The organism is Paraglaciecola sp. 20A4 (assembly GCF_011378905.1).
In the GTDB taxonomy this organism is placed as follows: Bacteria; Pseudomonadota; Gammaproteobacteria; order Enterobacterales; family Alteromonadaceae; genus Paraglaciecola.
The window spans coordinates 14,662-29,426 of record NZ_WTPY01000015.1; the positions used below are offsets into that span (position 1 = coordinate 14,662).

Genomic DNA, 14,765 nt, shown 5'->3' on the forward strand with positions numbered 1-14,765 from the left:
CTAACAATAAAATTGCCACACGGGTACATAATGATTTTAAGCTCGACAATATGTTGATCGATATCGACACGTTACACGTCAATGGTGTTGTTGATTGGGATATGTGCACGGTTGGTGATCCCTTTTATGAGTTAGCTATAATGCTTACTTAAGCTTTTAATCATAAAGGGTAAAAAAGTTTATACTAAATGCTCGATAATAAGCGTCATGTGTATTCGTGTCGCAGAAACTAATTAAGGAAATAACATGACGCCCCCAGCCTACTTTATGGCACAGATCGATGATCATAGATCATGAGAAGTATATAGAAGAATATGGTATGCCAGTTTTTGAACTCTTAAAAAAAGCCGGAGCGGAAGTGTTAGTAATGACTCAAGATGCTATAACGAAGGAAGGGCACTATTATGGGAACTGGACGGTACTAGCTAAATTCAAAAGTGAAGAATCCGCCCCGCTTAAGAAACTTAGGATTGAAAAACACAGTAACGGCGGCAATTTCGTACTTCTACCTGGTTTGGGTTGATCACATACCAAGGCTAGGCAGTCGGATATTTTTCTGCTCCTTGGTTTGTGCTTTACGCTACGCTAGCACAAACTAATCCACTCCAAAAATACTGCTGCTAACGGTGTTATCGATACAAAATCTAATCCAAATATACTATTTCATATAAATATTTAAGGGCGGCTTTGTTAAGATTTTTAGATATCAGTCAGAACACAAAATCTATCAGCAGCAGTGCTTCAATCCGCTCTGCCTTTTTTAAATATAATGAAGAGGTTAAAAAATCAGGACTTTTTAAGAATCTAAATCCTTTTTCGACACTTTGCTGTGATTTATATAGCTCAAGCATTTTAGACATTGTTAACGCATCGCTGCAATCATTGGTCGCTAACATAAACAACCCTTTTTCTGATAATTTATCTTTACGAAAACTCAATGTTGACGTAAGTAACCTGATTTCGGGTTAAGACGTGCCGCTTACTTCAAAGTAACTCTAATAAAAACAATATGTTAGAGCTTCACAATTGATTTACTTGAGCATTTAATGCATCCAGTGCTGCTATTATTGCGCCTCTCTTCGTTGAACTTGCTCCCAATAGCTGGCTGTAATACATAATTGAAGTAGTTGTTAGTCTAAAATAATTTTTAATAGCGCCAAACCTATTGATTTTCATATAGATTATCTGCAACATTGGTTTATATGTATTACAATGGTACAATGTGTTTTTGTCGGACAGTTATCTGTTTTTAATGTTAATTCTAAGAAAGGCACTAAATTATGGATTTTGAATATACAGATAAAATGAAGGGGCTTATTGCCCGCGTTGATGCATTTATGAAAGAGCATATTCTTCCCGCTGAAGCTGAGTATGAAGAGTTCGTTCACGACCCCGCCAAACTCTGGGTCGTACCGCCTATTCTCGAAGAGTTAAAAGCGAAGGCTAAAGCCGAAGGGCTTTGGAATCTGTTTTTGCCAAAAGAATACGGTAAGTACAGTCCTGGTTTAAGCAACCTTGAATACGCGCCTCTGGCCGAACTCATGGGACAAAACGAGTGGGCCAGTGAAGTCTTTAATTGCAGCGCACCCGATACTGGCAATATGGAAGTGTTAGCGCGCTACGGATCAGAAGCGCAGAAAAAACAGTGGCTTGAACCCCTTCTAAGCGGTGACATACGCTCTGCCTACTTAATGACAGAGCCGCAAAACGCCTGTTCAGATGCCACTAATGTTGAGTGCTCAATTGTGCGCGAGGGTGACGAGTATGTCATTAATGGCCGAAAGTGGTGGTCTTCTAGTGTCTACGATCCTCGCTGTAAGTTATTACTGGTGATGGGCAAGACAGACTTTGACGCGCCTCGTCATATACAACAATCCACCATCATTGTTCCTAAGGACACGCCTGGGGTTAAGATCCTTAGACCTCTGAAAGTGATGGGCGAATTGCACTCTCCTCAAGGCCACGGTGAAGTACTTTTAGAAAACGTTCGTGTACCGGTTGATAATATTATCCTAGGCGAAGGTCGAGGCTTTGAAATTGCTCAAGGTCGCTTGGGGCCTGGACGTATTCATCACTGCATGCGATTGATTGGCGCAGCTCAGCGCTGTCTTGAATTAATGTGTGTACGCGTAGAGAACCGTTCGCCATTCGGTAAGAAGTTATCCGAGCAAGGCAGCATTCGCCAAGATATCGCTAAATCTCGTTGTGAAATCGAACAGGCGCGTATGCTGACCTTACTCGCCGCGAATAAACTCGACAATTTTGGCAACAAAGTGGCGCTTGATTTAATTGCGATGATTAAGATTGTAGCCCCTCAAATGTGTCAAGACGTAGCGGATCGTGCTATGCAAGCCTTCGGCGGCATGGGTGTGAGTCAAGACACGCCGATCGCTCAAATATGGGCTTATGCACGTATTGTGCGTATTGCCGATGGCCCAGATGAAGTGCATATGTCACAACTGGGTAAATTGACTATTCGCAAATACAACGAAGAGTAATGGCATGAAAGCTTTAGTATTTAATGGCCCTAAAAATATTCAGTATGAAACGTTTGATGATCCTAAGATCAGCAACCATAGTAACCTGATTATTAAAGTGGAAAAATGCAGTATATGTGGGTCTGATTTACACATGTACCATGGCGCTGATGGTGTAAGTCTAGACTACAGCCAGCCGATGGCACGATTTTGCACTGGGCACGAGACGATTGGAGAAGTGGTCGAACTAGGCTCGGGAGTCTCGACGCACAAAATCGGCGACCGGGTGCTTGTTTCCGCAGCAGCGGGTTGTGGGCAGTGTAAGCGTTGTATCAAAGGTGAGATTAACATTTGTGAAAATACGCGCTCAGGGAGAGGTGCAACAGCCTATGGTATATCCCCCCGCGTAAATGGTGGCCACGCAGAATTTATGGAAGTCCCATTCGCGGATATTGGTGCAGCTAAAATTCCCGATGGTGTGTCCGATGAGCAAGCCATCCTTTTAACCGACGCACTAGCGACGGGTTATTACGGGGTAAGAATGGCGCATGTAAAGCCTGGTGATAGCGTCGCTGTTATTGGTCAAGGTCCCGTTGGCTTAATGGCTGCAGAAGCGGCAATGGCGATCGGTGCGTCACGTGTATATTGCATCGACCCTGACGTCACTCGCCGTAATCTGAGTCTCCATTTTGGTGGCATTCCTCTTACTCCCGATGAAGCCTTGGCATACATTAGAGAAGACACTCATGGCATCGGCGTTGATGCCGTGATTGAAGCGGTAGGCGTTGGCCAAACCTTAAAGCAGGCTGTCCGTTTAATACGCGGTGGTGGGTCTCTTGCCGTACTGGGTATTTTGCAAAAAGACTCAGAGCTCCCGCTGAAAACAATGCAGGCTAAGAGTCTGAACTTTCACGCCGGTATTTCCGGTGTCGTAAATCAGTGGGAAGACCTGATCCCATTGGTACAAGGTGGCCGCATACAAGGCAAAGGCGTATTTACCCACGAGTTTAGCCTCGCCGATGGAGCAGAAGCCTTCCGTTTATTTGACGCCCATGAAGATGGCGTTATTAAAACCATGATTACCTTATAGTTTTATAGAGAGATTTTACGATGAATGCATAACAGCACAAACGCTACAGTCGATTAACGACGGTGTGAAACTAAATTCGAAAGAGGTAAACGTGTCAGAATTCTACCTAGTAAGACATGGCCAAGCATCATTTGGCAGTGATAATTACGACAAATTGTCGCCGCTGGGTCACCAGCAGTCACAGTGGCTCGGCGAGTACTTCCTCGATCGCGGTATAGAGGTTGACGCAATAGTAACCGGTGACATGGTGCGCCACCGCGAAACCGCCGAGGGCATCTGCAGCGGTTTACAGAGCAGCCTGTCAAACTTTCCCGTTTTTGCGGGACTTAACGAGTTCGACTTCCACAGCATTATCGCAAACTATGTTGCTCAACACCCAGATCAAGCTCTGGATCAAGGCAGTTCAGTAGTGCAGTACTTTAAGTATTTAAAAAAAGCCATGCAACTGTGGAGTGTAGACGGCCTCAGGGGCGAACTGCCTGAAAGCTGGTCGGACTTTGAGCACCGTGTAAAGGACGCTATAACCAGTATTCAACACGAGTTCTACGGTAAAAAAGTATTGGTCGTAAGCTCCGGTGGAGCCATATCCATGGCCCTTGCCCAAATACTGAAAGCGCCCAGCGAGACAGTTATTGAGCTTAATTTACAAACTAAAAACACGGCTATTGCCCAGTGTTTTTTCAACAAAAACGTTGTGCGCATTACCAGCTACAACCATGTACCGCACTTGGACACGCGCGAGCGAGCCGACAAAATAACTTACGGTTAATAAACTATTAACAGAGGAATCCCCATGGATTTTGTATACAGCGAAAAAGTAAAAGATTTGATAGTACAGGTTAAAGCCTTTATGGATGAGAACCTGTACCCCAACGAAAATTTGTTCCATGAACAAGTAAAACAAGATCCGTGGAAAACCCCTCCTATTATGCAAGAGATGAAAGCCAAGGCCAAAGCACAAGGTCTGTGGAATTTCTTTCTACCACTGAGTTACGGAAAGTATAGCGGTGGACTAACCAACTTGGAATACGCTCCATTGGCCGAACAGATGGGCAAGGTTCTGTGGGCTTCAGAAGTATTCAACTGTTCCTCTCCCGATACAGGCAATATGGAAGTGCTAGCTAAATACGGTAACGAAGCGCAAAAGAAACAGTGGCTAGAGCCATTGTTGTCTGGTGAAATACGTTCAGCCTTTGCTATGACTGAGCCAGACGTCGCCTCTAGTGATGCCACTAACATAGAGACCTCCATTGTTCGTGATGGTGATGAATACGTCATAAACGGTCGCAAGTTTTACATCAGCGGAGCCTGTCGCGAGAGCTGTGAAATTATGATTGTTATGGGTAAAACAGACCCAGAAAACACCAACCGTTACGTACAACAATCTCAAGTTTTAGTACCTATGAATACCCCTGGCGTTAATGTTATCCGGCCTATGACCGTCTTCGGTTACGACGATGCCCCCGAGGGCCACGCGGAAATCATCTTTGACAATGTACGCGTGCCAATCACCAATATTATCGCTGGTGAAGGACGCGGCTTCGAAGTCGCTCAAGGCCGCCTCGGCCCAGGCCGTATTCACCACTGCATGCGCTCTATCGGCATGGCGCAACGCGCACTGGAAATGATGTGTACACGTGCCAATACCCGCACGGTATTTGGTAAACTGCTGATTAAAAATCAATCAGTTCGCGAAGACATCGCCAAATCCCATTGTCAGGTTGAACAGTCTCGACTGCTCAACCTCAAGGCCGCCCAAACTATAGACGCAGTGGGGGTTAAGGGGGCGAAGGATCTGATCGGCATGATAAAAATTGTTGCGCCAAACATGGCGTTAGATGTCATCGACCGAGCGATTCAAATACATGGTGGGGCGGGTGTGAGTCAAGATACGTTCTTGCCCCATGCCTTTGCTGCCCAGCGCTGTCTGCGCCTCGCCGATGGTCCCGATCAGGTGCATATGATGCAACTGGGCGGCGCCTTAGCCAAAGCACAGGCTGAAGCTGATGCCAAATAAATAAAGGAGTGGGCCGATGAACCAGCGGTGCCTTAGGGCACAGCTGTTTTTCGACTTTCTACGATCAGCACAACTATGTAAGTACTGATCGTAGAAATCAATACGCTGGAAGAAATCAAACTATCCGCCAGCAATGGCAGAATAAGTGTTCTATGTTGAATTCGTTAAACATCAGAAAAGCTAAAATCATATACCTCAACGGTACAGTGATTTCAGCTTGATGAGGTGTTTATTTACCAATAAATACTGGTTTTTTCTTTGCAAAAAAGGCATTGATCGCGCTCAAAGAGTCGGCACTGGTTGAGCAATTTACTTGCAGCGCAGACTCAAGGTTAATTGTTTCTTCGACCGATGAGGTATGCACAGCGCGCATAATTTGCTTACCATACATCTGCGCAAGTGGTGCACCTTCGGCAAGGGTCTGCGCCCATGCTTGCGTCGCTTCGTCAAGTTTCGAAGCTTCAACTATCTTGTTAACCAAACCGTACTGCAAGCAATCATCAGCGTTGATACGGGCTGCCTCAACAAAAGCTTGGTAGGCTTTCTTGTATCCCATTGCTGATACCAAATGGTGAGCCATACCGCCATCAGGAACAAAAGAAAGCCCCGCAAACGCCAAATACAGAAAACCTTCATCCGACATAACTGCCAAATCACAAGTCATTGCCAAAGCTGCGCCAATACCAGCACAAGCGCCGTTAATAGAAGCAATATAAGGTTTTTTAGATTGAGCAATACCCATTAATACAGGTTTGTACTCTTGCTGAATTTGCTCGTCGATAGTGTCAAAACCGGCAAGGCCTTCGGTTAAATCTGTGCCAGATGAAAAGCCTCGGCCTTCAGCACGAATAACAACGATGCGTACTTCATCATTGGCTTCAATAGAATCAATAACCTGCTTTAATTCCTTGCGCATTCCTTGGCTTATGGCGTTCATCGCTTTTGGACGATTCAGGCTTATAGTCGCTACGTGGTTTTCAAGTTCGTAGCTAATTGTTTCAAAGTTACTCATTATTATTCTCTCTTTTAAAAATTTGGTTAGGTTAACGCGCCAGCGTCAGCCAGTAATGTGATTTCATCTGTTGAGAACCCCCAATCGCTTAATACCGATTGTGTGTCAGCACCCTCTGCATGTGGGGCCTCAGGAGTTGCGCATTGACTGCGACTAAATCTAGGCGCCGGGGCAGGTTGATTTATTCCATTAACTTGTATGTAGGTACCACGTGCTTTGTTGTGCGGATGATTAATTGCTTCTTTATAATCAAGTATGCCAGCGACACAAGCATCAGTGCCTTCAAAAATACTCGCCCATTCATCTCTCGTTTTAGATTTAAAGGTTTCAGTAAAAACCTTTTTCATTTCACCCCAAGCTTTAGGGTTATTTTGATCGGCGATAAAGCTTTCAGGCATGCCAGATTTTTGAATCATCTCAGCAAAAAATTGTGGTTCGATGGGACCTACTGAAATATGTTTACCATCGGATGTTTCATAGGCGCCATAAAATGGCACGCCACCGTCAAGCATATTGCTGGCACGAGACGGATTCCAAGCCTTCATTTCACTTAAGGTATGGAACATACTCATAAGATGTGCAGAACCGTCGGTTATGGCGGTGTCAATAACTTGACCTTTACCCGATGTTTTAGCTTCGAGAAGCGCAGAAAGAATACCGACCACTAAAAACATACTACCACCGGCATAATCACCAACCACATTAAGAGGCGGAGTGGGTTGGTCTTTGGTGCCTATCGCTGCGGCAGCACCAGTTAGCGAAATATAGTTGTAGTCGTGACCCGCCGAATGAGCTAAAGGACCCGTTTGACCCCAACCGGTCATTCGACCATAAACAAGCTTAGGATTACGTGCTAAACAAACATCTGGCCCAAAGCCTACACGTTCAGCAGCACCCGGACGATTACCTTCAAATATAGCATCAGCGCTTTCTACAAGTTTTAATAACGCTTCTAAACCCTCTGGTTTTCTAAGATCTAGCGCAATACTTTTCTTACCACGTGAATTAATATCTAGCGCTGATGGTACTGCAATAGAGTTGGGTTTTGATGCGCGTTCAACAACGATTATTTCTGCGCCAAGATCGGCTAGTAATTGGCCCGCATAAGGTCCAGGGCCAATACCCTTCATTTCAATAATTTTTATACCTGCTAAAGGTCCCATAATTTCACCAATTTATTTAATAACAAAAAATAGAATTAAACGAGCTCACTAAATAACTAAGAAACTCGGCTTATAGAACTTATTATTTAGGCTGCATACGGATGCCAGCATCCATACGAATACACTCGGCATTGGTATAGTCGCTTTCAACAATAAACTGTGACAGGTGTGCAATTTCTTCTGGACGGGCCAAACGCTTAGGGAAAAGCGGGCTCTTTGACAAGCTTTCAAAAGCGGCTTCAGGTAAGCCTTCAAATAAAGGGGTAAACACCAATCCAGGTACAATCGTATTCACACGAATACCAAACTGAGATAGGTCGCGAGCGATTGGCAAGGTCATACCTACAATACCACCTTTAGATGCACTGTAAGCCGCTTGACCTATTTGGCCATCGTAAGCCGCGACAGACGCTGTATTAATGATTACCCCACGACTGCCGCAATCCGTTACAGGCTCTTGGGTTGACATTTGAATGGCAACCAAGCGCAACACATTAAACGTACCTATTAAGTTTATGTCGATAACTTTTTTGAATAAATCGAGAGGGAAAGCACCTTCTCTACCTACTGTTTTTGCAGCGGATCCAATACCTGCGTAATTATTGCAAATATGAACAGCACCAAACGCAGTTACTGTAGCCGCAATAGCCGCTTCAACCGATGCTTCATCTGTAACATTGACGTTTTGATAGATAACGGCGTCGCCCAATTCTTTAGCCAGCGCAGTGCCACGCTCATTGTTCATATCAAAAATGGCCACTTTCGCACCTTTCTCAACATATAATCGAACAGTCGCTTCGCCTAAACCAGATGCGCCACCTGTAATAATTGCAACTTTACCTTGAATTTCCATAAATCCCCCCAAGTCTTTGAATGTTGAGCGGCTTATAAAGCCTAAAAAGCGGCTTATAAAGCCTAAAAAGCGGCTACTAGAGCCGCATAAAATAAAACTAGTCTAAAATGCTCGTATAGTTTTCACCAAAGATATCGCGACCAATAATGTATTTCATGATCTCTGAGCTTCCCGCTAGAATTCGGCTGATCCTCGAATCGGTGAACATCCCACAGATTGGGTATTCCTTCATGTAACCAGCACCACCATGCAGTTGTACTCCCAAATCAAGCATGCGCCATTCGATTTCAGTTGACTGTAACTTGCCTTTAGCGGCCATGTTTACTGTTAGGCGACCTTCGTTATGCACGCTCACACAGTGATCAACATAGGTTTGCATGATATCTATTTCAGCATCCATTTCCGCCATCTTGAATTGAGTGTTTTGCATATAAGATAGCGGCTTGCCAAATACTTTACGGTCCATCACATAATCACGGGTTAGGTTAAACGCGCGACGAGCGTTGGCAGTAGCACCGACCATAGCAATTAAGCGTTCTTCGGCAAGGCCTTGCATCAAGTAGAAGAAACCTTTGCCCGGCTCACCCAAAATGTTTTCTTTGGGGATCTTCACATCGTTGAAGAAAAGCTCTGCAGTATCTTGTGCTTCTAGTCCCATTTTTTCGAGTTTTTTCCCACGCTCAAAACCTGCCATGCCACGTTCAACTACGCATAGAGTCATGGCATGTGGATTATTTTCGGGATCAGACTTAGCTGCCACTATGACCAAATCAGCCAAGAGACCGTTGGAGATATATACTTTAGAACCATTGAGTACAAAATGATCGTCTTTTTCAATAATAGTGGAAGCCATACCAGATAAATCACTTCCCGCACCTGGTTCAGTCATTGCAATAGCGAGGATCTTCTTACCACTAACACAGTCAGGGAGAAAACGTTGTTTTTGCTCATCATTTCCGAGGTGATCGATGTAAGGTCCAACTAATCTGCTGTGCAACGTTGCGAACCATTCGCCAGTGCCTGCGCGAGTATTTTCTTCAATAATAACTTGTTCGAAGCGGAAATCTTTGTCGCCTAAACCACCATATTGCTCGTCTGGCCAAATCATTAAAAAGCCTTGCTCACCGGCTTTTTCAAATACTTCACGATCTACGATACCTTGCTCTTTGTAGCGTGCCATGTTGGGTTGTACTTCGGCTTCGAGAAACTTTCGGTAAGCATCACGAAACATTGTTTGATCTTCAGTAAAATTGCGCATATAAAATGTCCTTAAAAAAAAGGGCTGAACCCAATGGTTCAGCCCTTTATTAAATCGTTATTGAAACGTTTCACCGGCAGCGATCTTCTCAGCCACTATAGTTGGGCAGTCAAAACGTTCACCGTATTTTTTCGCTAATTCGCCACAACGTGTTTGGAATTTTTCCAAACCGTAAGTGTTAATAAACTGCAAATAACCGCCTGTCCAAACTGGTGCACCAATACCCATGATTGAACCGATATTGCCATCAGCAACTGTGCGTAGCACGTTAGTCTGCAAACACTTCAATGTTTCAATAACGCTACGGAATAAAAGACGATCTTTTATATCTTCATCTGATATTTCATAGTTTTCGTTATAGTACTTGTCTACTAGACCTGGCCAAATAGTTTTACCATTGGTGTAATCGTAGTAACCACCGCCGTGATGACGTCCGCCGCGACCATTTTGGACGACCATAAACTCAACCATTTCAGTTAAAGCATCCTGTTCGCCCCATTTGTTAGTGACACCCATGTCAGCCCAAGTCTTGCTGGCTTTGAGAGTCAATTCTAAACTTACTTCATCGTGCACAGTTAACGGTCCAACCGGCATGCCGATAGCTTTACCCAAGCTGTCAACTCGCAAAGGGTTGGCGCCTTCAACAACAGCGCGAACGCCTTCATCAAAATAAGTGCCAAAGGTACGCGATGTAAAGAAGCCCAGAGAATCGTTAACAACAATCGGAGTCTTCTTGATTTGACGAGAGTAATCAAATGCTTTGGCCAATGTCTCATCACTGGTTTCGTCGCCACAGATGATTTCTACCAGAGGCATCTTATCGACGGGCGAGAAAAAGTGTACGCCAATAAAGTTTTTGGGATTACTCGAAGCTTCAGCCAACTGAGTAATGGGTAGGGTAGAGGTATTAGAACCCCACACACCGCCTTCAGATAAATATTGTTCTGTAGAGCTAGTTATTTTGTTCTTCAGTTCAATATTTTCAAATACGGCTTCGATTATTAGGTCACAACCTTGTAAGTCTTTGTTATCCGCTGTGGGTTTAATCAAGCCTAATATCTGTTGCTTTTTCTCTTCTGTCATGCGGCCACGGCTAATAGCTTTGTCTAGCAGTTTTACAGAGTATGATTTACCTTTTTCTGCTGCTTCTACGCTGATGTCCTTAAGAATAACTTCAATACCCGCCATGGCAGAAACGTAAGCAATGCCTTGACCCATCATGCCAGCGCCTAGTACGCCTACTTTCTTAGTTATCTGTTGTTCAACGCCTTTTGGACGCGAAGCACCACCATTGACCTTGTTCATTTGGAAAAAGAAGGTGTTGATCATGTTCTTAGCTTCTGGAGTCGTTACCAAATAGGTAAGACCACGGCCTTCAATTTTCATCGCTGCTTCAAAGTCTAAGCGTGCTGCTTCAGTTGCGCAGTTAAGAATTTGCTCTGGAGCAGGTAACAAACCGCGAGTTTTTTGCGACAACATAGCCGGAGCCATCATTAATAATTGGGCTAGTTTGGGTGAGCCAGCGTTGCCACCAGGAATTCTGAAGCCTTTTTTGTCCCAAGGTTGCGTAGCGGCATCTTCGTTGCCTTTTTGCTCAAGAATATACGCTTTAGCACGTGGTACTAATTCATCAAGTGTGTTAACCACTTCGTTAATTATGCCTGCTTTTAATGCTTTTTCTGGAGTTACCTTTTTACCTTCCATAAGATAGGGAAGAGCAGTTTCCAGTCCTAACATATTTACCAAGCGCACTACACCACCACCACCTGGTAACAGACCTAGGGTGACTTCAGGTAAACCAAGTTGAACTGATTTATGGTTGTATGCGATGCGGTAGTTAGTAGACAGACATATTTCCAAACCACCACCTAGTGCGGCGCCATTTATGGCTGACACTACGGGTACTGGTAGTTTTTCTAAACGACGTAAGCGATCCTTTAGCTCCATATTGCCTATAAAGAACGCTTCTTCATCACCTTTTTGCACAGATAAAAGGGAGTTTAAATCGCCACCAGCGAAAAAGGTTTTCTTAGCAGAAGCAAAAACAACCCCAGTCAAGCCTTCTTCAGCTTCAAGACGGTCAACCGTTTCGGTCATTGCGGTGTTATATTCAACGTTCATGGCATTGACCGGACCAGTCATGTCCATGGTGATCGTTACGATGCCGTTGGCATCTTTTTCATATTTAAATACACTCATGATTCTATTCCTAAATTATTCAATTTTGTTAACGACTGGGCTTAGACGCGCTCTATAATAGTGGAAATACCCATACCACCACCGACACACAATGAAAGCATGGCGCGCTTAAGGCCACGACGTTCTAATTCGTCAAGCATAATACTAACTAACATGCCGCCAGTAGCGCCAAGAGGATGCCCCATTGCAATTGAGCCGCCGTTAACGTTGGTAATTTCGTGGCTAATACCTAACTCTTTCATGTAGTGCATTGCTACAGAAGCAAAGGCTTCGTTTATTTCCCACAGGTCAATATCAGAGGCTTTAAGGCCGGCTTTAGCCAAGGCTTTTTTAGCTGCTGGGGCGGGGCCAGCTAACATGATTATCGGGCAAGTTGACACTACCGCGGTCGATACAATGCGTCCTCGGGGTGTTAGTCCTAAATCCTTGCCTGCTTTTTCACTACCAATCAATACAGCTGAGGAACCGTCAACGATACCTGATGAGTTACCTGGTGTATGAACGTGGGTAACTTTTTCTAGGGTGTTGTATTTTCTAAGGATAATATCATCGAAACCAAAACCACCCATGACTTCAAAAGAAGCTTTAAGCTTGCCTAAGCCTTCCATGGTGCTATGGGGTTTGATGAAATCGTCTTTTTCCAAGATGACTATGCCGTTTCTATCCAACACAGGCACTACGGATTTATCAAAGTAACCATTGTCACGAGCATGAGTCGCTCGTTTTTGAGATTCTAACGAGAATGCATCAACATCTTCTCGGCTATAACCATCTAGATTAGCTAAAACATCAGCGCCAATTCCCTGAGGAACGAAATTGGATTTCAAAGCAAATTCCGGGTCACCAGCCATTGCTCCACCTGCTGAACCCATGGGTACTCGTGACATAGACTCAATGCCACCTGCAACCACTAAATCTTCCCAACCGGAAGAAATCTTCTGAGCAGCTATGTTAACGGCCTCTAAGCCAGAAGCACAAAAGCGATCTAACTGAACAGCGGGTACTGACTCATCCCAGTCAGCATTTTGTACAATCATTTTGGCAACATCTGAGCCTTGTTCGCCGACAGGTCCAACACAGCCTAGAACTACATCATCAACATAGGAGGTATCCAGGTCGTTGCGTGCTTGTAGCGCCTTAAGCAAGCCTGCACCCAGATCGATAGGTTTGACTTCGTATAAACTGCCGTCTTTTTTACCTTTGCTTCGTGGAGTACGCAAAGCGTCGTATATATAAGCGTGATGAGTCATCGTATGCCTCTTTAGTAGTTAATGAACGAGGGATTTCTCCCTAGGTTTAAAAAATGTTAAAGCAATTGTGCTCCCTTAACATACCGTTAACCATGGCATTGACTTTCAAATTAATAGGCATTATCTTACATTTTACTGGTTTAAAACCATGAGTTAATATTTAAGGAGCGTTCATGAAAGAGATCACTATTGCACCTGTATTTATTAAGGGTTTGCTGGAGGGCGCTATTTTAAAGGGATATAATCCCAAAGAGATTCTTCAGACGCAAGGTGTTTCTCCGCAGGTTCTGAATAACCCTAAAATGCGTGTATCGGCAATAGCATTCGCTGGGCTAAATAATGCAGTTAGACAATTAACGCGAGATGAGGCTTATGGTTTGCTTGCTAAACCGTCGCCATTTGGGACTTTTGATGTGGCGGCTAGAGCATGTCTTAGTGGTGAAACCATCAAAGGTTGTTTAGGAATTTGGCGTGATGCTAATAATTTGTTTGGTAATAGCGTGAGTGTTTATACTTCCTTTACAAGCGAAGGGGGATATTTAGCACTTAAAGTGGTTAAAAATGAAGGTGTGAAAAGCCATTTTATTGTCGAAGCTCTACTCACTAGCGTGCATCGCCTACACTGTTGGTTGGCGAACGAGTACCTCCCAATAGAGCAGGTAGATTTAGCTTATCCAGAGCCAGAATTTAGTGAAGAGTATCGCTTTGTTTACTATGGTGCTCCAGTTCGCTTCAATCAACCAAAAAATGCTATCCATTTCAGTCAAAAAACACTTTCACTCGCGTGTCATAGAGATATTAGCGAGTTAAATTTGTTATTGAAAAACACACAAATTTCTCTAATCACCCAACCCAAGCAAAGTCGGTCAGCTTATATACGTGTCAGGTTATGGATGGAAAACTTGATCCGTGATGGCGTTAGTCAGCCATTAATGAAGCAAGCTGCTGAGGATATGGGGTTGACCGAACAAACCTTGCGACGTTATTTACATAATGAAGGGTATACATTTCAAGAATTGAAAGATGATACTCGCCGGGACATGGCTATCTTTTTCATAGACCGAAAAGAGCAGAGTATCGAAGAGATCGCTTTTCGCTTAGGGTTTTCTGAGGCCAGTACATTTATTCGAGCCTTTAAAAAATGGACTGGATTAACGCCATTGGCTTATAGAAAACTTACATAAACTAACATTTAGCGAGGTAAATGTTAGTTTTATTAATTGCAGTTGATTAGATTGTGTTTAACTTAGGAGGTGTAATACTCGTTGTGCATTAGTCACCTAAGGTATTTGATTTAATCAGCTATTATGTAGAATAGACCATAATCACTATGGTTACTCAGATAGTAAGATCATATCTTTTTTGTCTCTTTTTTCTCCATTAGAAGCTGCAATGATTTAATAAAACCGCCAAAAAATAAAGCGCCTACGCCGATTGCGGTAGCAA

General features: G+C 43.9%; 12 protein-coding genes and 1 pseudogene. 6 read left to right on the top strand and 7 right to left on the bottom strand.

Annotation, left to right across the window (positions count from 1 at the left end):
• The first annotated feature begins 280 nt into the window (after positions 1-280).
• Entirely contained in the window at positions 281-523 is a 243-nt protein-coding gene (locus GQS54_RS14060; RefSeq protein WP_166424614.1) for a DUF1330 domain-containing protein, read from the top strand.
• 202 nt (positions 524-725) lie between these two features.
• Here the strand turns inward: GQS54_RS14060 and GQS54_RS14065 are convergent.
• Positions 726-926 (bottom strand): annotated as a pseudogene (locus GQS54_RS14065) (IS1634 family transposase); the annotation flags it as partial.
• A gap of 354 nt (positions 927-1,280) precedes the next feature.
• Between GQS54_RS14065 and GQS54_RS14070 the strand changes: the two are divergent.
• The 4 genes from GQS54_RS14070 to GQS54_RS14085 all read left to right on the top strand — a co-directional run bounded on the left by GQS54_RS14070 (position 1,281) and on the right by GQS54_RS14085 (position 5,584).
• A complete protein-coding gene (locus GQS54_RS14070; RefSeq protein ID WP_166424615.1) occupies positions 1,281-2,498 on the top strand; it encodes an acyl-CoA dehydrogenase family protein in 1,218 nt (405 codons plus the stop codon).
• 4 nt (positions 2,499-2,502) lie between these two features.
• A complete protein-coding gene (locus GQS54_RS14075) occupies positions 2,503-3,567 on the top strand; it encodes an alcohol dehydrogenase catalytic domain-containing protein (RefSeq protein WP_166424616.1) in 1,065 nt (354 codons plus the stop codon).
• A gap of 91 nt (positions 3,568-3,658) precedes the next feature.
• Positions 3,659-4,336 carry a histidine phosphatase family protein gene (locus GQS54_RS14080; protein ID WP_166424617.1) on the top strand — a complete coding sequence of 226 codons (678 nt, stop codon included), beginning with the start codon at positions 3,659-3,661 and terminating at the stop codon, positions 4,334-4,336.
• Positions 4,337-4,360: 24 nt separating this feature from the next.
• The gene (locus GQS54_RS14085; RefSeq protein ID WP_166424618.1) at positions 4,361-5,584 is read left to right on the top strand and encodes an acyl-CoA dehydrogenase family protein; all 1,224 of its coding nucleotides are present in this window, start codon (positions 4,361-4,363) and stop codon (positions 5,582-5,584) included.
• Between the two features lie 229 nt (positions 5,585-5,813).
• Here GQS54_RS14085 and GQS54_RS14090 read toward each other — a convergent pair whose 3' ends face one another.
• The 6 genes from GQS54_RS14090 to GQS54_RS14115 form a co-directional block, all read right to left on the bottom strand.
• Complete coding sequence (locus tag GQS54_RS14090) at positions 5,814-6,596, bottom strand: enoyl-CoA hydratase/isomerase family protein (protein WP_166424619.1); 783 nt, start codon at positions 6,594-6,596, stop codon at positions 5,814-5,816.
• Positions 6,597-6,622: 26 nt separating this feature from the next.
• The gene (locus GQS54_RS14095) at positions 6,623-7,759 is read right to left on the bottom strand and encodes a CaiB/BaiF CoA-transferase family protein (protein ID WP_166424620.1); all 1,137 of its coding nucleotides are present in this window, start codon (positions 7,757-7,759) and stop codon (positions 6,623-6,625) included.
• A gap of 82 nt (positions 7,760-7,841) precedes the next feature.
• A complete protein-coding gene (locus GQS54_RS14100; protein ID WP_166424621.1) occupies positions 7,842-8,612 on the bottom strand; it encodes an SDR family NAD(P)-dependent oxidoreductase in 771 nt (256 codons plus the stop codon).
• Positions 8,613-8,709: 97 nt separating this feature from the next.
• Positions 8,710-9,870, bottom strand: a complete 1,161-nt coding sequence (locus GQS54_RS14105; protein WP_166424622.1) for an acyl-CoA dehydrogenase family protein — start codon at positions 9,868-9,870, stop codon at positions 8,710-8,712.
• A 57-nt stretch (positions 9,871-9,927) separates the two neighbouring features.
• Complete coding sequence (locus GQS54_RS14110) at positions 9,928-12,069, bottom strand: 3-hydroxyacyl-CoA dehydrogenase NAD-binding domain-containing protein (protein WP_166424623.1); 2,142 nt, start codon at positions 12,067-12,069, stop codon at positions 9,928-9,930.
• Positions 12,070-12,110: 41 nt separating this feature from the next.
• Positions 12,111-13,319: an acetyl-CoA C-acetyltransferase gene (locus GQS54_RS14115; protein WP_166424624.1), complete on the bottom strand. Its 1,209-nt coding sequence runs from the start codon at positions 13,317-13,319 to the stop codon at positions 12,111-12,113.
• Between the two features lie 173 nt (positions 13,320-13,492).
• Here GQS54_RS14115 and GQS54_RS14120 point away from each other — a divergent pair, with 173 nt between their 5' ends.
• Positions 13,493-14,503: an AraC family transcriptional regulator gene (locus GQS54_RS14120; protein WP_166424625.1), complete on the top strand. Its 1,011-nt coding sequence runs from the start codon at positions 13,493-13,495 to the stop codon at positions 14,501-14,503.
• Positions 14,504-14,765: the final 262 nt, after the last annotated feature.

What these genes read in the sequence shown, in the direction of transcription:
- GQS54_RS14060 (WP_166424614.1), top strand. Translation starts at nt 281, where the DNA reads ATGATCATAGATCATGAGAAGTATATAGAAGAATATGGTATGCCAGTT.
- GQS54_RS14070 (WP_166424615.1), top strand. Translation starts at nt 1,281, where the DNA reads ATGGATTTTGAATATACAGATAAAATGAAGGGGCTTATTGCCCGCGTT.
- GQS54_RS14075 (WP_166424616.1), top strand. Translation starts at nt 2,503, where the DNA reads ATGAAAGCTTTAGTATTTAATGGCCCTAAAAATATTCAGTATGAAACG.
- GQS54_RS14085 (WP_166424618.1), top strand. Translation starts at nt 4,361, where the DNA reads ATGGATTTTGTATACAGCGAAAAAGTAAAAGATTTGATAGTACAGGTT.
- GQS54_RS14090 (WP_166424619.1), bottom strand. Translation starts at nt 6,596, where the DNA reads ATGAGTAACTTTGAAACAATTAGCTACGAACTTGAAAACCACGTAGCG.
- GQS54_RS14095 (WP_166424620.1), bottom strand. Translation starts at nt 7,759, where the DNA reads ATGGGACCTTTAGCAGGTATAAAAATTATTGAAATGAAGGGTATTGGC.
- GQS54_RS14100 (WP_166424621.1), bottom strand. Translation starts at nt 8,612, where the DNA reads ATGGAAATTCAAGGTAAAGTTGCAATTATTACAGGTGGCGCATCTGGT.
- GQS54_RS14105 (WP_166424622.1), bottom strand. Translation starts at nt 9,870, where the DNA reads ATGCGCAATTTTACTGAAGATCAAACAATGTTTCGTGATGCTTACCGA.
- GQS54_RS14110 (WP_166424623.1), bottom strand. Translation starts at nt 12,069, where the DNA reads ATGAGTGTATTTAAATATGAAAAAGATGCCAACGGCATCGTAACGATC.
- GQS54_RS14115 (WP_166424624.1), bottom strand. Translation starts at nt 13,319, where the DNA reads ATGACTCATCACGCTTATATATACGACGCTTTGCGTACTCCACGAAGC.
- GQS54_RS14120 (WP_166424625.1), top strand. Translation starts at nt 13,493, where the DNA reads ATGAAAGAGATCACTATTGCACCTGTATTTATTAAGGGTTTGCTGGAG.